We start from the raw sequence: 25833 nt of genomic DNA, 5'->3' as shown, positions 1-25833 counted from the left end.
AACAATTAGATAAGAAAGACAATGTCATTTATGCAAGGTATGGATTCGTTGAACACAGTTCAACAGCAGACACTAGAGTTAGCAACGGCAGAAGAGAACCTAAACATGATTCAGATGTTAATGAAAGGTGGATGGATCATGATTCCCATCACGTTTCTTTTATTTCTCGCGTTGGTGATCTTCTTTGAACGGTATATAACGATTAGGAAAGCGACAAAATCTGACACGGGTTTGATGTCGCAGGTGAAGAGTAATGTGATGTCTGGGCGCTTGGATGCTGCAATTGCTGTGTGTCGTTCAAGTAATTCAGCTTTGGGCCGGATGCTCCAAAAAGGGTTAGCTCGAGTAGGAAGACCGATTAAAGATATCGAAGGAGCCATAGAAAATGCCGGTAAACTGGAGGTTTCCAAGTTGGAGAAAAATATCAATATTTTGGGTATTGTGGCGGGTATCGCACCCATGATGGGATTCGTAGGAACAATTTTTGGGGTTATTCAGATTTTTCGTGAAGTAGAAATGGCTGGCGGTATAGACATTGGTACAGTTTCGGGTGGTCTTTACGTGAAGATGATTGCATCGGCCAGTGGATTGACGGTAGGTATCTTGGCATATATCGGTTATCATGCGTTGAATATGATGGTAGAGCGATTGATTCTTCGTATGGAAACAGAAGCAGTTGAGTTTATCGATTTATTGGATGAGCCGGGAGCGTAAAACTTTGTACAATGAATTTAAGAAATAGACGACATAAGCCCACAGCGGAGGTGCACACAGCGGCACTAAACGATATCATGTTCTTCTTGATGTTATTCTTTTTGTTGGCTTCTGCTGTGGCGAACCCACAAGTGGTCAAATTGTTGTTGCCAAAATCCAGTGCAGGCGAGCAATCCGTAGCAAAAAAGACCATGACTGTTTCGATTACGTCAGACTTGATATATCATGTAGATAAACAACCTGTCAGTTTAGAGCAATTGGAACCTCTTATTCAGTCGAATATAGCCAGTGGCGAAGAATTGACGATAATGCTGTATGCAGATAGCGCAGTGCCTATCCAAAATGTTATCTCTGTAATGGATATAGCGAATAGGAATCGCGTAAGGATGGTTTTGGCAACCGAGCCTAAGAAAGATTAGGATTAAACGATTTGGCAATCATATGGTCAAAAGGTAATGAAACTGATTTCGACTTATCGGGACAGTGCTCATCAACCATTGAAAGAAAATAAATAGATGAAATAGACATGTACTATCATTCACAAGAGGAAAATAATATGCCCAAGGCACTCGGTTTATCGACTGCAGTGATGGGTTTATTCGTGTTGATTGGCTTCTTTATCGTTTTTGGGGGAGATATTCCACGTTACGGTATGGGGGGTATCATTGTTAATTATGGTACCGCCGATGAAGGAATGGGAGATGACTATATGAGTGTCGACGAGCCATCGATGAGTGAGGAGGCCAATAATGTGCAACCCGATAAAGTAGATCCGAATACTACCCCTGTGCCTACGCCGTCGCAGCAGGTGACGGACAAGGTAGTTGCTACACAAGATATGGATGACGCACCGGCAGTGCCTAAACAGGAAAAGCCAGTACAGGCAAATGCAGATGTTGCTACACCGGAAAAGAAAGAGTCTAAGCCTGCAGTGAATCCGAACGCATTATATAAAGGCAAGCAAAATAATGCCGCGGGCCGAGGTGACGGAACCGGAACAACAGCTGGAAATCAAGGTAGTAATCTAGGTGACCCGTTGGCAAGCAATTATGGTGAAGGAGGGTCTGGAGATGGAAATATGATGTTATCGATCGCCAATAGACGGTTTGAAGTACCACCTAACATAGACGACAATGGCCAGCAAGCCGGTCGGGTAGCGGTAGAGTTTAGAGTGAACAAAAATGGTGTAGTTACGCATGCGCGGGCGGGCGTAAGAGGAACAACAATATCGAGCCGTGCTCTATTGGAGAAATGTGAGCGTGCGATGATGTCAGCGCGTTTAAACCAATTGCCAAATGCTCCAGAATCTCAAACGGGGATCATTGTTTTCAACTTCAAGTTAAGGTAGTCTTTCCATGATAAGAACTTATGATGAGGTAATCGAGTATCTGTTTGCTCGATTACCCATGTTTACCCGTGATGGTGCAAGCGCAATCAAGAAAGATATTGACAACACGGTGCGTTTTTGCCAGGCGTTGGGCAATCCTCATACAAAATTTAAATCTATCCATGTCGCCGGAACAAACGGAAAAGGTTCCACATCCCACCTATTGGCTTCTGTTTTGGCTTCCGCTGGATACAAAACCGGATTATACACATCTCCCCATCTCGTTGACTTTAGGGAACGTATCCGTATAAACGGAGAGATGATTCCGCAAGAAAACGTGATAAATTTTGTTAATCGACACCGTGTCTTGATAGAAGAAATACAACCTTCTTTTTTTGAGGTGACCGTAGCTATGGCGTTTGATTATTTTGCAACGGAGCAGGTAGATGTTGCTGTTATCGAAGTAGGATTAGGAGGAAGACTGGACAGTACCAATATTTTGCATCCAGAGTTATGTTTGATCACCAATATCGGTATGGATCATACCGATTTGCTCGGAAATACATTGGCAGAAATAGCAGGCGAAAAAGCCGGTATCATCAAACTGCAAGTGCCAGTTGTTCTATCGGAACGAGACGAAACAATAGCGTATGTCTTTGAACAGAAAGCACGCCAAATGAATGCTCCCCTACGTTTTGCTTCAACAGAATTAACTGTACAGTCTTGTGAACGTAGCGGTAAAGGTTTAATATTGAGGATAGTGGATAACATACATCATCTGACTAAAGAGGTATATGTTGGACTGGCGGGGCGTTATCAACAAAAGAATATCTTAGGAGTATTGACCGCGTTGGATGAACTGGGGGAACGAGGGTGGGCGATTGGAGAAGAGCAGTTGCATGAAGGGCTCGCCCATGTCGAGCAGAATACCGGGTTACAAGGAAGGTGGCAAACGCTGTCAATAGATCCATTCATCATATGTGACACGGGACATAATGAAGATGGCATTCGCGAGGTGATGGCTAATATCCAGGCAACGGTACATAATGATTTACATGTTGTTATCGGAGCTATGCGTGATAAAGACTTAAGCCACATGCTTCCCCAGCTCCCGAAGGATGCTGTTTATTATTTCTGTAGTCCAGATATGCCACGCGCATTGCCTGCGAATGAATTGAAAATTAAGGCCGAACGATATGGATTGGCTGGAGATGCTTATCCATCTGTAAATAATGCTCTGGCTTCGGCAAAAGAAGCGTATCAAGAAAGCGATTTAATTTTTGTTGGGGGAAGCAATTTTGTGGTCGCGGATGTGTTGAAGGATTATAAATGAGCTGCGAAGTCTGCTGGTATACCTAACAGAAAAGGGTGACACACAGGTCACCCGCTTTCCGGTTAAATGGTTTTTCAAAAAATCATGTTTCTTGCCACAATCGTTTGGTCATAGTTCAGATAATGTTGTATTTACACTTACTTCGCTAAATAACCGCCATCGACAGGATAATATGAACCAGTGACAAAGCTGGATTTATCCGATGCTAACCACAATGTCAGCTCAGCAACCTCTTCGGGTTTTCCTAACCGCTGCATTGCATGCTGTGTAGCAAGATAATCTAGTGTTTGCTTATCCAAGGCATTGTCTACAAGTGGTGTGGAGATAAACCCAGGGCCTATAGCGTTGATTCGGACACCTTTTGTACCGTATTCCCATGCAGCGGCTTTGGTAAGACCCACAACACCGTGTTTAGCAGCAACGTAGGCTGACGACTGGGCAAAGCCCACCTGTCCTAATATAGATGCCATATTGATGATAGAGCCGCCCACTTTTTCGATTTCTGGGAGCTGATAATGCATACCGTAAAATACACCATTTAAATTGATATCGATCACCTTGTTCCAGGCTTCCAATGGATATTCACCTACAATAGCAGACGCTCCGCCGATACCGGCATTGTTGACGGCGATGTGCAGTGCCCCGAAATTTTCGATAGCAGCATCTACAAGCTTTTTATTGTCTTCTGGTGAAGCAGCGTCAGCTTTAACAAATATGATGTTACCATTTGGGTCGCTGGCAGCGATTTCATTTCCTAATTTTTCATTTAAATCGGCAGCTATTACCTTAGCACCCGCTTTTACGAAAGCCTGCACAATAGCTTTTCCGATTCCAGATGCACCACCTGTAACGATGGCGACTTTATTATCTAATTCATTCATAACTACTCCTTTTTTTGCTAATTTAAGCAAAAAACAATGGAGCAGGGATGATGAAAGTAATGTGAAAAAGTGAATGTTGTCACAAAATCATCTCTTATTATTCGTTATCTGTATTTATCGGAGGCGAATCATTTTGTTGTGGTATGCGCGTACGTCTATAATCCCGCACGATGCCTTTACCATATTCATTGCTGTATACTTTGACCAATACTCCAATGGAAGAGAGAATCAAGGGGCCAAAGATAAGCCCAAGCATACCAAAAAGATTTAAACCTAATAACACGCCAAATACCGTGATCATAGGTGGGACATTTCCGATGGTTTTTAAAATAGTAAAGCGTAGAATGTTGTCGATGCCTCCTACCAAAAAGAAACAGTAAAGGGTCAAACCAATCGCGTTGCCAAGAGAACCTGTTGCGAATGAGATGAGGCAGATGGGAACATAAATAGTCATAGTTCCCAAAATAGGGATGATAGATGCTATACCGGTCAATAGTCCAAGCAAGATATAACTTTCGACGCCGAAAATCCAATATCCTACCATGGCAACTACACCTTGGAAAAATCCAAGTATAGGAATTCCTAGCGCATTTGAACGAACCATCATATTTACTTCGTCCCATATCTCCTGCTTGCTTATGCGGCTGAATGGAATAGCACGGTAAATCGTGATTTCCATCTTTTTTGCATGTACCTGCATAAAATACAGGACAAAGAGCGTTACGATAATATTGACCGCCACTTCAGCAACAGAATTTAAGATGCTAGGTACATAGCGGGTCAAATTTTGCAGAAAAGCTAATAAAGCAGCATCTGACATGTCGATATCCCTTAAAAGGGGTTTGTCGGCCATATATTCCTTTAACATGTTGAATTTCTCAATAATTTCTTCGCGATTACCTAGAAAACTGTTGAGCTGTGCAATCAGATAATCGATAAGCGCCCAGAGGGGCAATACGATAAATACGATCGAAAGCACGATAAAAAAGATACTGGTCAATGATTTTTTCCAACCTCGAACGTCCGTAAGATAGAAATAGGACTTACGGAATAGTATGTAAAGCGTAATAGCGCCTAAAAAACCAGGTAAATAATAGGATAGATTACTGAAAACGAGAATCAATATCAATACAATGATAATGATCAACATAATCTGATTGATGGAGTTGTTGTTAATTTGTTTGTATTTCATCGCCTGTCGCTATACCACACAAAATACATAATTAGGGTTAGTTTTCATCTATCTGAGATCCAATATTTTTTCAATTTCCGGCTGGATAATTTTTACCATGCGTTCAAATCCTACGTCTGTCGGGTGCGTGCCGTCCACGGTGCCTTCATAATCATCTCCGATAAGGTGGTCGGTAGGGATGTAGAAAAGGTTCTTATAACCAGCAGCAACCAACCGATCGTATTCCGTTTTGAAATTAGCGTTTTGTTCTTGTAACCGCTCTTTCCACTTCTGGTCGTAATTTCCGATTTGCCTAGTGATGCTCTCTATCAGCAAGATTGGGGTGTTCGGATGTGCTTTCCGAAGTTCTTGTACAAAAGCAAAAGTGCGTTCCTTTACCTGTTGGGGCGAACTGTTAGGCACACAATCCATAACAATAAGATCCACATCCTTGATGTCATTGATCATTTTTGCAACCTCCAGTTCCATACGCGCGTTTCCACTTACTCCCATGTTGATGACATCAGCATTTATGCTGCGGGAAATCTTAGCGGGATATGCCAAACCCGGGCGACTGGCTGATGCTCCGTGTACAATGCTAGAACCGTACACAATTATCTTTTTATCGTACTTCTGTACAGTTGGGGTGAATGTTGCTCCCTCATCTATTTGTAGCTGAAACGAACGGAGTCCCTTATAAAGTGGAAAATAAAGGAGGAACTCTTTTTCTGTTTTCTCCATGTTCTCGACCACAGTAAAACTGCTTTCTGCATTCTTTAGATGTGGACGTGCTACGCCGGCAAAACGCCAACCGTTGGATTCTTTTACGTAGGCGTCAAATCCACGAGACATGATAGGCGTGGAGTTGTTACCCAACGCTGCATCCACTGTTTCCCAGTCGATGGATAGCTTGGTGCTGTTCGTACGGAACGTGACAAACAGACCCGCCGAATGTGTATATAATTTCTTTACTGCCGGGGGGAGATCATGATATTTTGTGGTGTCTACCCGATGAAAGCCAGGACTTTCCGCAAACGCCCGGCCCTGAATAGTAAGTTTGGATGATGGGATAACTTGCTGAGCCCTTACACTGGTAAGGTTGCTTAACAACCCAATAATAATATAAAAAAGGTACTTCGTTTGCATATAATATCAAGTAGGTTTTTCCAAACTTAGATAAAATGTTTTGTATTTTCAAATCCATTATTGTACCTTTGCAGACCTTATTGTAGGGATTACAAGAGGATAGAACATTTTATTAATTATTTTATTTAAGCAAAAGCAAGTGAATACGTTAAGTTACAAAACTGTCTCTGCCAACAAAAACACCGTTAACAAGGAGTGGATTGTTGTTGACGCTGAAGGAGAGATTTTGGGGCGCTTGGCAAGCCAAATTGCAAAAGTGATTCGTGGCAAGCATAAGCCGGAGTTCACCCCACACGTAGACTGTGGAGATAACGTGATTGTTATCAATGCAGACAAAATTAAGTTGACTGGAAACAAGTTAAGCGACAAAGTGTACGTACGCTACACAGGCTACCCAGGTGGTCAGCGCTTTATCTCTCCAAAAGAGTTGTTGGCTAAACACCCAGAGCGTCTTGTCGAAAAGGCAGTACGTGGGATGTTACCAAAAAACCGTTTAGGTCGTCAATTATTTAAAAACCTTTATGTTTATGCTGGAACAGAGCACAAACATGAGGCTCAAAAACCGAAACCAGTTAAATTTTAAGGAGAGCAAACATGTCAACAACGAATACTTCAGGAAGAAGAAAAACAGCTGTTGCCCGCATTTACTTATCTGCTGGTAGCGGAAACATTACCGTAAACGGTAAAGATTATAAAGAATATTTCCCAACATTGCCATTGCAATACATCGTTACCCAATCTATTGAGGTAGCGGGTGCTGCTGGAAATTTTGATGTGAAAGTTAACGTTGATGGTGGTGGTGTCAAAGGCCAAGCCGAAGCTGTACGTTTAGCAATCGCTAAAGCTTTGGTAGAACTAGACCCAGAAGTTAAACCAGCATTACGTGCGAAAGGCTTGATGACACGTGACGACCGTATGGTTGAACGTAAGAAACCAGGACGTCGTAAAGCACGTAGAAGATTCCAATTCAGTAAACGTTAATCAAAGGAGGATCAAAAAATGGCAAGAACAACATATCAAGAACTATTGGATGCAGGTGTTCACTTTGGTCACCTTACTCGTAAGTGGGATCCGAAAATGGCTAAGTACATTTTCATGGAACGCAATGGTATCCACATTATCGACTTGAACAAAACTTTAACGAAACTAGAAGAAGCTGCTTCAGCTATCAAACAAATCGTAAAATCAGGTCGTAAAGTATTATTCGTAGCTACGAAAAAACAAGCAAAAGAAATTATCTCTGAGCAAGCGAAAGCAGTCAACATGCCTTTCGTAACAGAAAGATGGTTGGGAGGGATGCTTACAAACTTTGCAACAGTACGTAAGTCTATCAAGAAAATGTCCAACATTGACAAGATGCAAAAAGATGGTACATACGCCGTATTGTCTAAAAAAGAGAAGTTAATGATTCAACGTGAGCGCGTGAAGTTGGAAAGCCTTTTAGGAGGTATCGCTGACTTAAACCGCTTGCCTGCTGCTTTATTTATCATCGATGTGAAAAAAGAACACATTGCGGTTTCTGAAGCAATCAAGTTGAATATCCCTACTTTTGCAATGGTAGATACAAACTCTGATCCTTCCAATATTGATTTCCCTATTCCGGCAAATGATGACGCTACAAAATCAATTAGCTTAATCGCGAGTATTATAGGAAAAGCAATCCAAGAAGGTTTGGATGAACGCAAACGCGATAAAGAGGAAGAAGCTGAAAAAGAAGCTGTGGCTGCTAAGGCTGCAGTAGACAACGGTGAAGCTGAAGAAGCTAACGCTGGAAAACGTCCTCGTAAAGCAAAAGACGGAGAATAATATCCTCTCTGTATCAAAGCCGGATAAACAAGTGTTAGCCTTTCTGAAGTACCGCTTCAAAGAGTCTACATAAGTTTGTCCGGTTTTCTCTTTTATTTAACAAAAGATTAATGCCTGTGTTGTATATATATGCTATACTTGTCGGGCCTTCGAGTATTAAAAATTATTAAAGAAATAAAAACATGTCAGTACAAATTTCTGCATCAGATGTAAACAAATTGCGTCAACAAACTGGCGCTGGTATGATGGATTGTAAAAAAGCATTAGTGGAATCAAATGGTGATTTCGAAGCTGCTATCGACTACTTGCGTAAAAAAGGCGCTAAAGTTGCCGCTAGCCGTCAGGACCGTGATTCTAACGAAGGCGTGGTTATCGCTAAGGCGGCGGCTGATGGTAAATCAGGTATCGTAGTGGAAGTAAACTGTGAGACAGACTTCGTAGCAAAAAATGCAGACTTCGTAGCTTTCGCAGAAAAAATCGCTGACATTGCTTTACAGAACAGCCCTGCTTCCGTTGAGGAATTGAAAGCTTTGGAGCTGGACGGTAAAAAAATTGGCGATGCTTTAATCGAGCAAACTGGTGTGATCGGTGAGAAAATTGATGTTTCTAAATACGAAGCTGTTTCTGCTGAGAAGGTGGTAGCCTACATTCACGGAAACTACCGTTTAGGTGTATTGGTTGGTCTTTCTGCTGATGTAGCAGGTATTGACGAAGCGGGTAAAGATGTAGCTATGCAAATTGCTGCAATGAACCCTGTTGCGATCGATAAAGATGGCGTAGATCAAGAGATCGTTGATCGTGAAATTGCTATCGCGAAAGAACAAATTATCGCAGAAGGTAAGCCTGCTGAAATGGCCGAAAAAATCGCACAGGGTAAATTGAACAAATTCTTCAAAGATACAACCTTGCTAAACCAAGAGTTCGTGAAAGACTCTTCTAAGAATATCGCTCAATTCTTAGATTCAGTTTCTAAAGGATTGACTGTTACAGCATTCAAACGCGTGCAGTTAGGTGCGTAATTTATTGGGGCGAGAGAAAGGTATTTTGCCCGTACAAAAACAAGGCCTGTTCGTTTATTCGAACAGGCTTTTTTTCATAGGGGCATCCGTATAGGGTATCCAATTATGGCATTGCAACGCCAACGATATTAACCAGATATTTATTCACGTCTCCTTTCCAAATTTCTAGGTCTTATACCTTAGGGGTCGGGGGACAGTATTAATTGTGGGTATCTGCTGATGGTTTTTCTTTTTTAATCATTGTCCATAAAATCGATACCGCAATGGGGTGTAGAATGCTAAGGGTCAGAAATATTTTTTCTGCACCCAGATTGCCTAATAATTGTCCGGCAGAATAATTTAATACAATGGCTCCAACAGCACCAAATCCACCCGCAATCCCTAGTACACCGGCAACATTCTTCACGGGAAAGGTTTCCGCGACGACGATGTTGATGTTGAATAACCAACTTAGGCACATGATGGCTACTAAACTAAAGATAGCAATTCCGATATACGCATTCGAAATGAGTGGCGTAAGTAAACATATCGGAGCGATGCATGCAAAACAGGTCAGCATGATCCGTCGTGCCTGTAAAGGAGCTTTACCTTGTCTGACCATTTTATCTGACCACGCCGACGCGCCTATGGCTCCTAGATCAGCCAAAAGAAACGGTATCCAGCCCACCATGCCCATCTGTGCCAACGACAAACCCATGTTCTCTTGTAAGTACCCTGGAAACCAGAATAAGCAAAAATACCATACCGGGTCGCTGATTAATCGGATAAGAAGTACACCCCACAAGCTTTTCTTAGTCCAAAGCTGCCCCCATTTGAATGCAGGACTGGTATCTATTTTTGCTGTCCCTGTATTTTCCAGCGCTATAGATGCCGGTGGATTTCGGTAAAAAATAATCCACAATATCGCAATGATTAATCCCGCTGCACCACCAACAATGAAGACAGCTTGCCAACTATATTGAATGGCGATCCACGCCGCAACCGGAGGTGCAATTAATGCGCCTATAGAAGAACCTGATTCGCATAAGCTGTTGGCGGTGGCTCTTAACTTACCCGAAAACCAGCTCGTTACGGTTCGTAATTTTACGGGAAAAATGGCTGGTTCTGCAATTCCTAACATACCTCGGAAAAAGGTGAACTGTTTGATTGTCGCCGACAGTCCACCTCCAATACTTGCCACAGACCATCCTAATATACTAAAAAACATAACCAATTTTGGACCGAATCGATCGACTAGCCATCCAGTAACGGGGTACATCGCTGCATAGCAAACGGTAAATACATTGACGATGACTGCATAGCCGTCATCACCGATGTTGTATGATTCTTTCAGTAACGGCTTAAGCACGGATAGAATCTGCCTGTCAAAATAGTTGACGACCGTAGCGAAAAAGATAATCACCAGAATGATCCAACGCCTTCCTGTAGGCTGGATGGACGACGATATACTACTAGCTAAGCTCATATCGACACGATGGCGTTATTCTTTTCCAATAGCTGCTGCAGCGTCTTTACATCTATATCCGCAAGGTCAGTATTATTTTGTACCGCAAGGGATGCCGCTGTGCCGGCTGCTTCCCCGATGGCCATACAGGTCGCCATTGCCCTGGTCAACCCGAAGGGATAAGGTTCCACCGAGATACACCGGCCGCTCGTTAACAATCCACGGATATTTTTGGAAACCAGACAGCCATAGGGAATACCAATAGCATGTGCAGCAGGAAGCAGGTTTAGTCCGACTCCTGCTTGGTGGATGTCGACATTATAACCGGCCAGTGCTATGGTATCTTCAGGTACGAGAAGCTCGTCGATGTCGGCTTTTGTGATCGTCTTAAGACCTACAACCCTTCTACTTTCACGGGCATAGGTGCAACAGGCTATATTCGCCAGAAATGCATCTTTAAAACCGGGACAGTACTTCCTGAAGAAATTCAAGAGCATCTGCACCTGTCGATGCCCCTCTATTTCTGCGCCGCTGACACTCTGGGGATCTGTTGGGTCGACATGGGTCACCCGGGTCGCATTGACCACTATTTCATTTTTATTCGGCTGTTTTGCAAAGATAACGCGGTCCCGAGGGATGTCAAAATCGCCGTTTGTTTTGGCTTGCTTGATAAACTCCTCAAAGCCGGTAAAATAAAACGACTGCGAATCCAAAAAGTAATCCAATGTATATTCGATTCCTTCCCCGTAGGTGTCCGGGGTGGCAAATGTTTCCGGATTGGTCTTGATGTAGGCTAGCATCTCATCGATATCAACATTCCCTAAGCTGAAGATCAGGGAAACCGGTTGAAGATTTCCCTTTTTTGCATCGCCCATTTCGTAGATGGCTCCGGCGAGGGAAGCCGCGGTACCATCGCCAGTGGCATCGATTAAAATGGTACAATCTACGTCATAAACTACACTTCTAGAGAAAAGCTTAACACCTGTTACTTTGCCGTCTAGCACGAAAACGTCTTGTATTTCTGTTGAGAATAGTAAGTCGACACCCGCGTCTTCGCACATTTCCGCAGCGACATTTCTAAATAGATAGGGATTGACTGGTGTAAATGAATTGTGGATAGGACAGGGGATATGGCCCTCGAAACTCCCACCAATTTTAGACAGATTTTTGATTATCTCGTCACCGATGCCACCTACGACCTGCTTGCCGGTCCGATCATAGAAAGCCAATACAGGGAGTCCCGTAGCCGCTACGCCGCCTAAAAAAGCCTGTCTTTCGACTAGTAGTGTTTTCATTCCTTGCCTTGCTGCAGCTATGGCTGCGGGAATTCCACCTGGCCCACCGCCAACTACAATCACATCATAATTATTTAGTTTTTTTGCTAAGCCCATTTTTATTTATGTATTTTAAATATGAATATTAGATAAGCGAAGCATTACTTCGCGATGTTAGAAAGTCCTCCGATAACCGGATCTGTATATCCTCTTTTTCCTGTTTCTACTCGACCCGCATATCGTTGTTTATAGTTCTTGTAACCTTGAATTTGAATTTCAAAATCATACCAACCGAAGCTTTTATGGAGGTCGATTACAATTTGATTATCAGACTCACGAACTTTCCTGTTGATTGTCTGAGCTCCATATGATTTATCTTTAATTGATATATTGAAATCTTTGTTTTTAATTTTTTGAAAAACTAATTGGATGTTGCCCGTAAGTTTTCGAGGATTGGAGGCATCCTTTTCATAGACACATTCGACCACTATTTCCGGATCATCTTGATTTCCATTAAATTCCCGGTAGAAGCCGTTAGGACCATACACCGTTAGGTGGTAGTCTTTATTTTCAAAAAAATCAATCGTCCATTCATCGTTTAACGTATTGCCAGCAGTAACCGCATATTGCCAGTTTTTCATTTTTTCGTATTTTCCATCCCGATTCCGGAATCCATTGGAAGCGTATATACTAAATGGCGATCCCGCTGACCGGTTTCCGAAAACATTTTTTCCAACGTGCATATTTATCGTAAATTGCTTGCGGTCATTGCTCAAGCAACCAGTTACATATAGTTCATAAGGCAGAGCTGAAGAAATACAAATACCTTCTTCTTGTTTAGGCAACAAAGCAGATTGGTGCGGAGCACGTTTTATTTCCTCTATTTCCGATGTCGAGAAGCGTTTATAGCCAGTAGGTACAGGTTTATTGGTTGCGTTTCTGATTTTTCCGATAAAAGGATCTCTTTTTAGGAAAGCGATCCGGTCGCTTTCTGAACTATCATAAGGATCGAAGGCAGCGGTTAAGTTTCCGCATACGGTGCGCCTCCACTCGCTGATGTTTTCGTCTTTGATTGCCAGACCGAATTTCTCATTTACAAAGTGCTCAAGAAATAACAACGAAGAAGTATGGTCAAAAACTTGGGAACATACCTTGCCTCCCCGGCTCCAAGGGGAGGCGATCAACAATGGTACTCGGTATCCGAGACCAATAGGTGCTCCCCTTGCACCCCCTTTCGAGACGCCCATTTCTAGCTCATCTTCTACCTGTATATATTCTGCTTTAGGGTCAATGTTTCGGGAACATTTTCCACCGTCCGGTTTGCTTAGATCCGGGGACGTAAATGGCGGTACATGATCAAAATAACCATCGTTTTCATCATATGTTACGATAAAGATCGTTTTCTTCCAGACAGATTCGTTCTTCGTTAAAATATCTAGAATTTCGGAGATATACCAGGGACCATACATCGGTTTGGAAGGGTGGTCTGAAAAATAGTGGGGAGCCACCAGCCAAGATACTGTTGGGAGGCTGCCAGCATTGACATCCTTTCGGAACTCATAGAACAGGTCCCCCTTGGGAACCTCAAAGGATTTACTGTTTTCGCTGTCCTCATTGTTTACCGTGGTAAGTTTACGAAAGTCGGGATCCTGCTTGTTCGTCGAGAAGGCTTTATAATATAAGTTTTTCTCTTTTTTGGATAACTTGTCGAAGTTTTCTGGGGTAAATTTTTCTATCTCTTTTTGTGCATCCGCCAATATTTTCTTTTTAATACTAATGGCCTCTCTTATCTTTCTATAATTCTCGGTATGAATATCATATAAGAAAACATTTTTTTCGAGAACATCAATTTCTACAGGAAGCGTCTCTACTTGTCTTTGAAGACTTTTGATATTACGGTCAAAGAATTTCACGTTGTAGCGCGGGAAAAACTCCAGCGGATTGCAGTTATAATTTGACACCCATGCGCGCTCTTCGTCTTGAAATCCTCCTCCGGTACCTAAATCGTTTTGATAAATACGCCATGAAACACCATTTTCTTCTAACCTTTCCGGAAAAGTTTTCCAGGTCATTTCGCCTGTTTTCAAATCGGGATTCCGGATAAAAGCTTTTGTATTCGGATCTCTGGGATCTCGTATAGTACCTGTCCAGAAATAAAGCCGATTGGGATGGGTACTGGTCATCGCGGAGCAAAAGTTCTGGTCACAGATGGTAAAAGCATCCGCCATGGCGTAGTTAAAAGGTAAGTCTTCTCGGTTGTAGTATCCCAAGGTCAACGGCATATCGGCGTATTTTTTGTTGCTGGAACGCTTAAAGTCCAACCATTTGTCGTATTTAGCCTCATTATAAGCATCCACTTGATCGTGTCTGCCGTGCGGCAATGCGCCCATCCAAGTTGACTTTGTATCATATATATTTAGTCGGAAAGGAGCATAAGTATGACCTGCTTTATTGCTCTGAAGCCATACAGGATTACCATTGGCTAATGTCAAAGCTCTCGGATCGTTAAATCCGCGTACACCTTTTAAGGTTCCGAAACAGTGATCGAAAGACCGATTTTCGAGCATGAGCATGACCACATGTTCAGCATCCAAATATGTGCTGCCGATTTCGGGATTTATTGCAAAAGCACGCTGAATTGATTGTGGTAAAATGGTTGATAATCCTGCTACTCCAGTTAATAAGGCCGATTTCTTAATAAAATCTCTTCTAGTTTCTTTACTCATTTTTTATTTTTTACTCAAATTTGTAATCAAATGCAGTTCTGTATCCATTGTATGAAGTTTAATGGCGTTCTTCAATAAGACTTTTGTAACAGATTATGGAGATGTTAAAACTGAATCATATTCTCTTGCTGAACTTGTGATTGTAGATTCGGTAACGAAAGCATTGGAAAGAATATCGTCATATATAATTGTATTCTTAATTTCCGACACTACACAATAGGTGTGAAATTCCGTTTCTTGATATTTCCACACCAATTTAACCAACCGAAGATTAGCATCCAATTCGTCATAATAATCAATCATAGTCCGCTTCCTGGTGTTGTAATAGATGCTGAGTTTCGATTTTTCCGGTATTTTCATAATTATCGGAATCTTTCTTTGGTCGTTTACACTGATTATCGTTACAGGCATCTTTTTAAATTCTTCCAGATTAGGGGTTTGTTTTTCATCAACCAATTTATAGGAAACTAGACTTAGGTCGCTCGAATTCAACACTCCTTTATACCCTCCCTGTCTAATAAAATCCAATTGTTCTTCCCACGATTCAAATCCACCTGTTTGTTCCTCTACGAGTGATAACTTCCCGCGTTCTCGTACCTTACTTATTTTTTCAGCTAAATCTTTTACACTGCTGTCCCTTTTGTTGTTCTCACTCTTGTCGTGGTAGATATGCGCGGCGGCAGAGGTATTCTCATCTCGAAATATAAATGCATTAGATAATATAGGATCATAGACGATGCAGTTAAATCTCTCAGAGACAATACAATCTGTCTCAAACCGATTACCGTTATGCTCCCATTTTAATTTAACTTCAAAAAGATTAGAATCTAGTTCCTGAAAAAGTTCTATGATTTGTTTTTTTCTGTTCTCTTGACTCAAAGCTTCCACTTTATCCACGTGAACAGGTAAAATTGATAAAGTATTGTTGCCGTGAGCAATAACAATTATACTATCAGAAGCAATCAAGGGCTTCTTCTCGGTGGTTACTGTATAATATAGCAAGTAGAGACTATTTTTATGTAAATACCTTTCATTACCACCGTCAATTTTGGCGAACTTCAATTGTTCTTCCCATGTATTGAATTTTCCTTTATATATTCTTTTGATTCCAGCGACTTTCTCTTCTTCGGAATATATTTTTGTTTTTACCGTGTCCAAAAAATGAAGTGTTTCGTCTGTCGTTGGTTGAGCATTTATCCTCGAAAAACATATCCATATTAGAAATAAGCATCCCATTGATATAGTTATCCAGTAAATTTTCATGTATTTAATAATATGATAATGTTCTCTAAAAATTATGTTTCTTTTGGGAAGACTAGCGACAGACAAACAACTGCTGTCTGTCGCTAGCTTATTACTTCACATAGATCACACTTCTGATAGACCGCATGGAGCTTCCATTCACACTAACACGTCCATCGGTACCTTGTCCTTCTACAAACATTGTTGATGAACCTCCGCCGTCCAAGTTCATGGCATTGATCGATCCTAAGGCCTGTAAGACCTTCGCCAGCTCCAATGTTGTCATACCTTTAGGAGGAGTAGTGCCATTCGTTCTATATTCAATTACCACCATAAATACCTGTTTACCGTCGGCTGTTACTCCCAATCCAGTTCTCCCGGTAATCGCATTATTATGGCCTGTCTCCATATTCAAATTCTCGATTACACCGTCTACAATCAGCATAGGTCCACATACAATAATGTTTTCTGCTTCTGATACAGGAATAGCTGCCGCCGTTTGATTCAAATTAGTTCCACTTTCGGTAAATTTCCTTATCGTCGCTACATTATTATGTATTAAGAGTGCTGAGTTTGTAAAGATTTGGCTTACGCCCAGATGCCCATCCTGTATCGTTGTACCATTGATCCGAATATACGGATCTTTGTCGCTGGCGCCTCCCAAAGGGAAATAACCGGCATTGACGCCTGCTATCGCTTCATTGTCACGACAGAGAGCTACGGTAGATTTTCCGGGGTCGTTAAATCCTATTCCCAAGGTATTCGTTTCGTTTAACGTAACGTCTAAAACATGTATCTTGCGTATATCTGAACCGAACAAACTAAATTCGCCCGTTTTATACTCAACGCCAGATCTCACGATATGCGTAGTCCACGCGTATGTAGCAACCTTGTTTTGGTCGATATCTACCGTAATGTTGTGTGCATTTGAAATCAAGTCGAATTTGGTAACGGTAATATCGACATCCGTAGCGTCGCCTAAATCGGGAGTCGTCACCGTCAAGGAGGTTCTGCTGGCTTCCGTAACTGTTGCCTCTACCGTCCCAAATTTCACGATATTGTCATCCTTATTCGGACTGAAATTGCTACCGATAATAACCACCGAGGAATTATAAAAGCATGTGGCCGTCGTGGAGGTTATTGAAGGAGCTGTTGCATCGATATAATAGAAATCCACTACATTCGATGATGCTTTCGACGCAATCGCCCGGACATTTACTGTGCGATCTGAAAAACCCGCAGGTGCTTCTACTTCTATCTGCGTATCGGTAACGGAAATAACGGTCCTTACTTCTACGGAGCTAAATTGAACCCTTACATCGGATGGGTCGCTTCCAAAACCTGTTCCAGTAAGGGTAATTATAGTGCCTGCTGTCCCTCTTTCAGGCGATATGGAAGCGATGGACGGTCTGTTTCCTCCTGTTGGATCGTCATCCGGACCCTCGTCGGCAGAATTTTTACCGCAGGATACTGTTAAAAAAGATGCCGTGATAAAAAACAGAAGTAAATGGATATAATTTAATTTATTTTTCATTGCTATTTTCTTGTGTTCATTTAATTAATGATAGTGGTTACCCCATCGCCTGTTTCTATAAACGACAATGGCGTACTGCTTGACATTTGATCCATTCTGTAGGCTCTCGGAGTCTGCCATTTCTGAGTTTCGGTATCAAACACGCCTCCCAATTTGATAAATAATCCCTGACCGGTGACATGTTGGATACGATGGGTATTGGTTCCCTGCCAGAAAAAAGGCTGATTTACTCCCGTAGCATTATCAACTGGACTATAGTGATCGTTTTCTGCTACACGATATCCTCTGTCTGGGTACAATTCTTCATTGATGATTGTAGCTGGAACGTGAGTAGGATGTGTTTCGAGCGTGGGGCCGTAAAATACTACGTCAACAGGACTCGATTCGTTAGTGACTTCCATTCCGAAAAATACTGCCATCCCGGCTGCATATCCACTGTTCGGCATTAGACCAGAAGTACTGCTGCCGAAGCCATCTCCGGCAGTATTTGTATAGTTGATTGTTCTTACCCATTTTGCATGCTCGATGTTAGTAGAGTTTGCGCCATTGATAAGTCTACTGTCACCACCTACATAGAAAAATTCTCCTTTGCTCACGTTGCCTTGGGTGAGGTTAAATTTATAAGTACGCCCTCCTCCTGCGGCCCAGCCTTGCGATGGAGGTACTCCGGCATCTGGTGCTGTGCTTCCTCCATTTTGGCAGGTAACCACGCAAAATGGAGTTTTGCTGAAATCAATGTCGATGGTTGCCATAAGTTGGAGATACTCGTAGTTGCCATCGCCACCCTGTGGATCGGCACAATAACCAGTGAAGATGATTGGCGTCTTTCCTAAATCATGCACTTCCATTTCTTCATAAGCAGTAAAAAATTGATCAATAGCATTGCTATCCGGCGAATGTTCTGTACGGTATCTTACCGGATAGTCTGGATCTAAGTCATCTATAGTTATGGTATTTATAGAATCGGGAAGCCCGGCAATTTGGATTTCACCATGGATATCGGTATACGTAAATTCGGTCATGACAACGGATTCCTCGGCAGCCATAAATGTCACGTTTAACGTATTGTCCCAATATTCTATACCTGATGGAAACCGATTCAGCAAGGAGCCGATATAACTTTCGCCGTATACCGGGATATTCAACTCTGATTTTATAGACGAGTAACCATCGCTGTTGATAGAGTGCACAACAAAAGTCTGTACGCCCTCTGTCAGATTATCGATAATAACCTCTTGAAAATCACCCTCTATATGTCGTTTCACAGGAACAAGCAAAGAATCTTGGTTGTCGTTCCAGAGAACTTTAATAGATTCTACTTTCGGATCTTTCGGAGGTAGCCATAATACTTTTGCTCGCTGATAACCAGAATAGGCAAGCAAAGAATCTGCTTTACCTAAGTAAAGGATTTCTCCGTTTTCGATATACTTGCGGTATACTTCGTCTTGTTTTTTACAGCTTCCAACGAGTAAGATAGCGCCGAAAAGAATAGCAATAGTGCTGAAAATATGCTGTTTTAATCTTTTGTTCATAAAAAAATTTTTTAGTTGACAACTTCCCCGAAAAATGTGAGTTCACCAATATGCATGAAATCTGTAAGACCCCAAGTGCCCAGGATCTTAATACGGATATACCGTACTGGAGGTGCATCGAACGGAAACTCAAACTCTTCACCTGCTAAGGCGTAGGCAACGTCTTCATCGCTATTTTGGGTTAACGGTTGACCTGACGGCTTGATAGAAGTACAGTCGAGTAACTTGGTCCATCCCTCCCAAGAACCCGACGGATCTGGATGGGTCGCGCCCCATACTTCCCAGTAGCGTGGATTACCGGCATTATAAACCAATTCTGGTTCTGAGATAACCCCTCGTTGGTGTTGTATATACCGACTGAGTTTCGCGGTAACACCTAACTCAAAAGTGAAATGATGAGGAATTCCCGAACCATTTGCTGTACGATACCACGCTGTCCCTCTATTGGATACAGCGGATCCCCCGACAAGACTGTTACTCCAGAGGTTCGTCATAGGAATATTACTCCACTGAAGGGCGTCCGTAGGAAGTTTGACTTCCCGGAATTTTGCTTTATTCATTTCCATTTCATATATAGGAGTTACTGTCGTATCAAGTTTGTTCGAAAAATTTTCCCATTTATCCCGTATCTGAACGCTGAAATCTCTGGGATCAGACGGGTAACCCCGAAGAGCAAACCTCCCGCCTTCGCGACTGGTATAGTGAATGTCAGCAACGACTTCATCTCCCAAATCGTTTTTGGTTGTCACGATAATGGCAATATTCGCTTTATGCTCGTTGACGAAATTGATCGAAATTCCTCCGAAATCCTCTTTAAGGTCCAAAGAATTAAACACTTCGATTACGGGAGGTGTGAGCGGGTGTATAACGGTGACAATGGGTTCAGAACGCTTTTCGTTTTTACCAACAGAATACAACTTGATTTCTTTATCGTTCGTAGAACCTAATCCCTCGATAGTTAACGTATTGGTGTAGTGACTTGCGCGGACATTTGCAAGTTGTCCATTGCTGGCAATATATTCTGCTTCTACATACAGTAGATTAGGATCGGCAGGGACATTGTACGTAATCCTAGCACCGCCCGGCATATTTTCAGTACTGACGTTTGATATCATTGCTGGAGTCGAACCTTCCTCTATAGTGGGTCCAAACTTCTCCTCTTTACAGCTCATGATGTATATACAGATCAGTAAGCCTAAATAATATAATTTCTTCATTTTTCTGCGATTTATAATTTTTCTATTTCATCGAATAATGGAATACTTTTGGCCTGGTCATCGTTTCCATGGATATCTTTCCAAATCTGTCAGTTACCTTAATCTCGATGGTAGAGTTTGGACTTTAAATGCTATTTTTTATCTGGAGTCATTGATTTACCATCCATAGTTTTGCACTAGGGCATTGTTTTCTAATAAAGTCTGTTCACGAAGAGGCCATAAATAGTCTCTTTTGGTAAATGTTTGATTCCAAAGGGTACGTATTCGATAATAGTCTTGCGCTGTTATACCTTCGATATTCCATCCGGTGATGGGCTTATTGAGCTCATCCTCTGCTTTTTTCCATCTTCTGAGATCCCAAAACCGCTGTCCTTCAAATGCGAGTTCGATCAGTCGTTCAGTATGGATGATGTCCCGTCTGCCCGCTTTCGTGGTGGGTTTGGACGGTTGACGAGAAAAATTGCTCCAAGATTGTTTGACGGGATTTAACCCTGCCCGTTCGCGTATTTGGTCTACCCAATAAAGAATGTCGTCTTCTACACCATCCGCTTCATTCAATGCCTCCGCATACAAAAGATACAGGTTCGCTAACCGAATAACCGGCCATGGATATTGTTGTATAGAGTAACCATTGGCTGAAGCCACATTAAGATAGTTTACTAGTTTTTTAGGCCAGTAGCCGGTCACAGAAAATTTATACGCTGCGATACCCGCTATTTCCTGTGCTTTCGCCGTGATATAGAAATTATCTGTGTCATCATACCGTCCTTGTCCATACCAACGCCCGGTATCAAAGCCTAGACTGGCATAGAACCGAGGCTCCCTGTCAAAATGCAGAATGGCTGTTTCCTTGCCGGGCTGAATATATAGGCGATCGTCATCCGTAGCCAACCGAAGATCAAGCCTGTTGGTATAGTCATATTGGAGGTCTTCATTTATGGGTACGCCATTCTTCGAGTGATAAAGTTCTGCCATTTTTAAAGTAGCTGCATAGCGGCCGTCCGTAGCTGTTTGGTGAGCAGCATCGGGAAATACACGGGGCTGCGATCTTTGTTGGATCTGCTGGGCTCTACTATTGGGGTTTCCCCAGATAATTTCCGGATTCCAGCGTTCAGTTACACTATTTCGAATATTGAGCTCGGTCCGCGTTACTTCAGAAATGGGATGTACACTGAGCGATGGATTAAAATAATATAAAGCATGGCCGGCGTCGTGCGCCAATTCAATCGCTTCTCTACAGGCGTCCGCTGCAAGTATCCATTTTTGGTTGTCGAATTGTGCAGTAAAAAGCTGTTCACCGTCATGATTTCTAATCTGTGCATAGTCTGGATTTCCGTTGAAAAGTGGACTAGCTGCCATTACCAATAGTTGTGCTTTCACAGCTTTGGCCATTGGTTTTGTGGCACGTCCGCGTTCTTCCAGTTCAAAGAGGATAATTTCAGGTAGATTTTCAGCAGCTTCGTCAAGGAGTTCCGCAATGTATGTAACACATTCGTCTACCGGTCTGCGTGTTACACGAACGTCTTCCGGTGTTGCAGATATCGATAGGTTCTCTTTTATTAACGGAATTGGCCCATAGCAACGTAAAAGCCAGAAATGGTAATAGGCTTTCAAGAACTTGACCTCTGCGCTCCAACGGCGTTTTTCAATTTCTGTCATATCCGGTACGCTGTTGATATTTTCGAGAAAGATATTACAATCTCTTAAGGCTTGGAATAAAGGGGAACCATATTGCGTTCCATCCCAAAAATTGATATAGGGATTCGTTATGTTCTGTTCGCCTAATGCGATACGAAAAGCTGTGGGATTGGCATCTGTGAATATATAGGAATAATACCAAATTTCATCGCCACCGTTTAGCGCGGGATCACCTTGATACGGACCCGCATGCTGAGGAAGATAAGAATAACAGGTGAATAAATAGCGTTCTGCCATACTCCGCATGGTAAAGGCGTTATTTATAGTAGCGACATTGTCTGGAACAACGTCTAAATAATTACAAGCGTTTAAGCTGAATACCAGGCTAAAAAGTATAATTGTTTTCTTCATTTCGCTTAAAAGTTTAATAACACACCAAAATTGTACGTTTTTTGGATAGGATAGCCTAGACCGTTACCAGCCATCTCAATATCCCATAATTTAAATCGGCTCCACGTCAGGAGATTGATACCACTGAGGTACAACCTGAAGCTATCCATTCCCAATCGTTTGAGCCTGTCTTTGGGGATTGTGTATCCAAATTCCACTGTCTTAAGACGCAGGAACGTGCCATCGCGCATAAACCATGTGCTTTGTGCGTTGTTATTGGCAACGGAAACCGCACTAAGTCTTGGCCAGAGGGCATAGTTTTGCCGGTTACTTTCCGACCAATGGTCTTCAGCGTAAGCTTGCAACATCTGTCTGTTCCCTACAAAAGGATGCGTGGTATTTGTGCCAGATGTGCTGATCCAAAACGATTCGTTAGTTAGGCCTTGAAAAAAAGCAGAGAGATCAAATCGTTTGTATCCAGAGGAAAATCCGAAACCATAAACAATCTCCGGTGTGGTCGGATTTCCAATAGGAACACGGTCTAATGTACTTATTTGTCCGTCACCGTTGATGTCGCGGTATTTAATATCCCCTGCCATATAAGCTCCTATGCTCTGCGGAGGAGAGTTGCTTACATCCTCATCATCAATAAATAAGCGTTCTGCAACGTATCCCCATTGTTGACTGATCGGCATGCCTACACGCGAGAGATGGGGATTCCGGCTATAGTCAGGTTCTTCGTATACTTCATATCGGCTGGTGGCATACGTAAAATTTCCACGGGCCGTTAACCAAGCGCCGGATAAACCAAAGCTATGTTTGTAATCGACAGATATATCGACACCTCTACCAGAAGCTTCACCCACATTGGCGCGGATTGGAACCGCCAATCCCATCGTTGTAGGGATGGAAGCACGGGTCATCAAAATGTTTCGCCGGTATTCGGAAAAAATATCCGCTTGTATGCCAATCTTATTCCATAGTCCGATTTCTATACCAAGGTTCACTTTCTCGGCAGTTTCCCAGGTAATATCTCGATTTTCATACCGTTCTATAGCAACACCGTTTATATTATAATTCCATTCGGTACCAAAGCTTGCCCCTCTGGCACTGCTATTCATATTAATATTAGATAGGTAGAAGAAACGATCGGCAGCACTACCGATGGCATCATTGCCGACAATACCATAGGTTCCGCGGAGTTTCAATAAATTGACATGTTTCGCTAATGGTTCCCAGAACTTCTCATTGGAAACATGCCACGCGACCCCTGCTGCTGGGAAAAAGCCGAATCGATGGTCCCGATGAAATCTTTCGGATCCATTAAAGCCGAAATTAAATTCTGCCAAATAGCGATTGTCATATGAATAGGTAAAACGTCCCGATAAGCCCAGATTTCGGTAGGGTAGCGATTCTTGTAAATTAGCTCCATCAGTGTTAAGCTCATTTCGCATAATGTATACTAACATACCACTGGTGCCGTGTTTCTCATTGAATGTCCGGTTGTAGTTAAGGGCAGATTCCAGATAGAAAAGTGTGGAAATGGTTCGGTTGCCTAGGTTATAATCTAGATATTCGGTGCCCTCTCGTTCATTTAGTCCACGAAGTCGGAAGGTATTCTCATGTCGATTGTAATTATTTGCCTCGTAGTAAAAAGGTTGATAGGAGCGGGTCACGCTAAAGTAAGATCTTCTGTTAGTATTTCCCAATACCCTGAAGGAGAGCCCCTCGGTGAGGGAAGACAAATCTTGCCGTAATTCCAATTGTGCCATCATCAATGAACGGGAGTAATTACGATATCCCTTTACCATATCGGCATAGGGATTAATATACAATTGATCGTCCCCAGCTTCGGCATTTCCAAACATGATATGGCTGACATGTTGGTTCTCTGCTGTAATCGGATAATAGGCCGGAAATAAAACGGGATTGCTTCGCATCACCTTGTTGTATAGACCAGTCCCGCTGTCGATTGGACCTACATAGTCATCAAATGACCCGTATAGACGTACACCCATCTCGGTAGAAGGGAACAGACTGACAGTTACATTCGAGCGCAACAAATAGCTTTTGAGGTTGATGTTATTGTTGAAATTATTTCGGTTATCTACTTTTAAAACACCGTTGTCTTGGTTGAATGTACCGGCGACGTAATATTTTGTCACCTTACCACCCCCACTGATACTCATATTGGCGCGCTGATTCATCGTGTAATCTTTGAATAGTTCTTTTCGCCAATCGACGGCGGGGTACATATAGGGGTTAAGACCCGCAATAGTATTATCAATTTTAGATTGGAGATAAGGTAAGCGATCGTCCGGATTCCGTGTTCGGACCGCCTCATTATGCAGTTTCATATAGGTTACCGGGTCTGCTAGTTCCACATTCTGTGTAGGTGTTGATATAGAGTTTTCAAGCCGGAATGAGATTTTTGCCGGACCTTCTTTCCCTTCTTTAGTCGTCACGAGGATTACTCCATTTGCACCGCGGGCACCATATAAGGCTGTGGCGGTGGCATCTTTCATGATGGAGAAACTGGCAATATCGTCCGGTTGTAGACGAGCTAGATCCGTACTGGTCAACTCCACACCGTCAATCAAGATTAGCGGATCGGTCTTGTATCCAAATGTCGTCACTCCTCTAATGAAGAAATCCGCGTTATCCTGACCGGGTTCCCCGCTACGCTGGTAGGCGATAACACCCGCTAACCGACCCGCCAGCGCGGTCGTCAAATTACTTGATGGTACGTTTAGTTCAGAGGGGTTTATCGATGTAACGGCACCAATCAGATCTGTTTTTTTCTGTTGCCCAAAAGCCACTACTACAACTTCGTCTATATCGCGATCTTCTTGTAGCAAAACAATGGAAATTTCCTTTCTTCCTTCTGTTGGCACTTCCTGTGTAACGAAACCGATTCGGCTGAAAATCAATATGATATCTTGAGTAGGTACCGCGATAGAATAGTTTCCGTATAAGTCTGTGGTTGTTCCGGTTTCCGTTCCTTTAATGAGTATATTTACACCCGTTAGCGGATTTCCGTCTTCACCGGTTATCTTACCTTGTATTTGCTGTTGTAAATTCATTGTCTTGGAGGTTATTTCTATTCGTTTTGGGCGTATAATAACCGTCTTTTGATCAATAGTATACGACAAATTGGGTTGATCTTCGAAGATTTCAGCAAGTACATTTTCAAGGGATAGATTTTTCCCCTGTACCGTAACCGGTATCCCGTATTTTTTTAATAGCGTGGGATTATACAGAAAGTCATAAGAAGTTTGCCTGGTTATTTCTTTTAGCACATTTTCCAAGGACATCCGGCTTGCATTTAAGGTTAGTCGTTGGGCTTTCAGGTCGGTAGCGTGTATTTGTAAAATTAAAAAAAGAGACAGTAATACAAGTTGTATCCTCATCATAATCCTCTTAAATGTTATTGAATGTA

General features: G+C 42.4%; 20 protein-coding genes. 8 read left to right on the top strand and 12 right to left on the bottom strand.

Translation table 11 applies throughout. The annotated features are described in order from the left end of the window. The first annotated feature begins 21 nt into the window (after nt 1-21). The 4 genes from H8B21_RS01290 to H8B21_RS01275 all read left to right on the top strand — a co-directional run bounded on the left by H8B21_RS01290 (nt 22) and on the right by H8B21_RS01275 (nt 3374). Nucleotides 22-714 carry a MotA/TolQ/ExbB proton channel family protein gene (locus H8B21_RS01290; RefSeq protein ID WP_190311987.1) on the top strand — a complete coding sequence of 231 codons (693 nt, stop codon included), beginning with the start codon at nt 22-24 and terminating at the stop codon, nt 712-714. Between the two features lie 11 nt (nt 715-725). After that, a complete protein-coding gene (locus tag H8B21_RS01285) occupies nt 726-1133 on the top strand; it encodes an ExbD/TolR family protein (RefSeq protein ID WP_190311986.1) in 408 nt (135 codons plus the stop codon). 107 nt (nt 1134-1240) lie between these two features. Further along, entirely contained in the window at nt 1241-2062 is an 822-nt protein-coding gene (locus tag H8B21_RS01280; protein WP_190311985.1) for an energy transducer TonB, read from the top strand. Nucleotides 2063-2069: 7 nt separating this feature from the next. Continuing rightward, the gene (locus tag H8B21_RS01275) at nt 2070-3374 is read left to right on the top strand and encodes a bifunctional folylpolyglutamate synthase/dihydrofolate synthase (protein ID WP_223814765.1); all 1305 of its coding nucleotides are present in this window, start codon (nt 2070-2072) and stop codon (nt 3372-3374) included. A 137-nt stretch (nt 3375-3511) separates the two neighbouring features. Here H8B21_RS01275 and H8B21_RS01270 read toward each other — a convergent pair whose 3' ends face one another. The 3 genes from H8B21_RS01270 to H8B21_RS01260 all read right to left on the bottom strand — a co-directional run bounded on the left by H8B21_RS01270 (nt 3512) and on the right by H8B21_RS01260 (nt 6572). Further along, on the bottom strand, nt 3512-4255 hold the full coding sequence (locus H8B21_RS01270) for an SDR family NAD(P)-dependent oxidoreductase (protein ID WP_190311984.1): 744 nt from the start codon (nt 4253-4255) through the stop codon (nt 3512-3514). Nucleotides 4256-4352: 97 nt separating this feature from the next. Continuing rightward, nucleotides 4353-5447: an AI-2E family transporter gene (locus H8B21_RS01265; protein WP_190311983.1), complete on the bottom strand. Its 1095-nt coding sequence runs from the start codon at nt 5445-5447 to the stop codon at nt 4353-4355. Nucleotides 5448-5495: 48 nt separating this feature from the next. Further along, complete coding sequence (locus tag H8B21_RS01260; RefSeq protein ID WP_190311982.1) at nt 5496-6572, bottom strand: SGNH/GDSL hydrolase family protein; 1077 nt, start codon at nt 6570-6572, stop codon at nt 5496-5498. A gap of 139 nt (nt 6573-6711) precedes the next feature. On the opposite strand from H8B21_RS01260, the gene rplM reads away from it, so the two are divergent. From rplM to tsf, 4 genes are all read left to right on the top strand, one after another. Continuing rightward, complete coding sequence (rplM, locus tag H8B21_RS01255) at nt 6712-7155, top strand: 50S ribosomal protein L13 (RefSeq protein ID WP_165294080.1); 444 nt, start codon at nt 6712-6714, stop codon at nt 7153-7155. 11 nt (nt 7156-7166) lie between these two features. Then, nucleotides 7167-7553, top strand: coding sequence for a 30S ribosomal protein S9 (rpsI, locus tag H8B21_RS01250; protein WP_165293825.1), 387 nt, complete (start codon nt 7167-7169; stop codon nt 7551-7553). An 18-nt stretch (nt 7554-7571) separates the two neighbouring features. After that, a complete protein-coding gene (gene rpsB, locus H8B21_RS01245) occupies nt 7572-8378 on the top strand; it encodes a 30S ribosomal protein S2 (RefSeq protein ID WP_190311981.1) in 807 nt (268 codons plus the stop codon). Nucleotides 8379-8560: 182 nt separating this feature from the next. Further along, the gene (tsf, locus tag H8B21_RS01240; RefSeq protein WP_190311980.1) at nt 8561-9397 is read left to right on the top strand and encodes a translation elongation factor Ts; all 837 of its coding nucleotides are present in this window, start codon (nt 8561-8563) and stop codon (nt 9395-9397) included. Between the two features lie 199 nt (nt 9398-9596). On the opposite strand, the gene H8B21_RS01235 is transcribed toward tsf, so the two are convergent. From H8B21_RS01235 to H8B21_RS01195, 9 genes are all read right to left on the bottom strand, one after another. Beyond that, complete coding sequence (locus tag H8B21_RS01235; protein ID WP_190311979.1) at nt 9597-10862, bottom strand: MFS transporter; 1266 nt, start codon at nt 10860-10862, stop codon at nt 9597-9599. Continuing rightward, nucleotides 10859-12232 (bottom strand): FAD-dependent oxidoreductase, encoded by a 1374-nt coding sequence (locus H8B21_RS01230; RefSeq protein WP_190311978.1) that lies wholly within the window; start codon nt 12230-12232, stop codon nt 10859-10861. Before H8B21_RS01230 ends, H8B21_RS01235 begins: the two co-directional genes overlap by 4 nt. A 44-nt stretch (nt 12233-12276) precedes the next feature. After that, nucleotides 12277-14841, bottom strand: coding sequence for a phosphocholine-specific phospholipase C (locus H8B21_RS01225; protein ID WP_190311977.1), 2565 nt, complete (start codon nt 14839-14841; stop codon nt 12277-12279). 93 nt (nt 14842-14934) lie between these two features. Beyond that, nucleotides 14935-15999 carry a hypothetical protein gene (locus H8B21_RS01220; RefSeq protein WP_190311976.1) on the bottom strand — a complete coding sequence of 355 codons (1065 nt, stop codon included), beginning with the start codon at nt 15997-15999 and terminating at the stop codon, nt 14935-14937. Nucleotides 16000-16195: 196 nt separating this feature from the next. Beyond that, on the bottom strand, nt 16196-17617 hold the full coding sequence (locus H8B21_RS01215) for a phosphodiester glycosidase family protein (protein ID WP_190311975.1): 1422 nt from the start codon (nt 17615-17617) through the stop codon (nt 16196-16198). A 20-nt stretch (nt 17618-17637) separates the two neighbouring features. Next, entirely contained in the window at nt 17638-19149 is a 1512-nt protein-coding gene (locus tag H8B21_RS01210; RefSeq protein ID WP_190311974.1) for a DUF4998 domain-containing protein, read from the bottom strand. Between the two features lie 11 nt (nt 19150-19160). After that, nucleotides 19161-20366, bottom strand: coding sequence for a DUF5000 domain-containing lipoprotein (locus tag H8B21_RS01205; protein WP_190311973.1), 1206 nt, complete (start codon nt 20364-20366; stop codon nt 19161-19163). 156 nt (nt 20367-20522) lie between these two features. Next, the gene (locus tag H8B21_RS01200; protein ID WP_190311972.1) at nt 20523-22415 is read right to left on the bottom strand and encodes a RagB/SusD family nutrient uptake outer membrane protein; all 1893 of its coding nucleotides are present in this window, start codon (nt 22413-22415) and stop codon (nt 20523-20525) included. Nucleotides 22416-22420: 5 nt separating this feature from the next. Further along, nucleotides 22421-25807, bottom strand: coding sequence for a TonB-dependent receptor (locus H8B21_RS01195; protein WP_223814764.1), 3387 nt, complete (start codon nt 25805-25807; stop codon nt 22421-22423). Between the last annotated feature and the right edge of the window lie 26 nt (nt 25808-25833).

Origin of the sequence: Sphingobacterium chuzhouense, assembly GCF_014692525.1 — a bacterium.
GTDB classification, from domain to species: Bacteria; Bacteroidota; Bacteroidia; order Sphingobacteriales; family Sphingobacteriaceae; genus Sphingobacterium; species Sphingobacterium chuzhouense.
The sequence above is the reverse complement of the archived record's forward strand: the minus strand, read 5'-3'. Positions and strand labels throughout refer to the sequence as shown.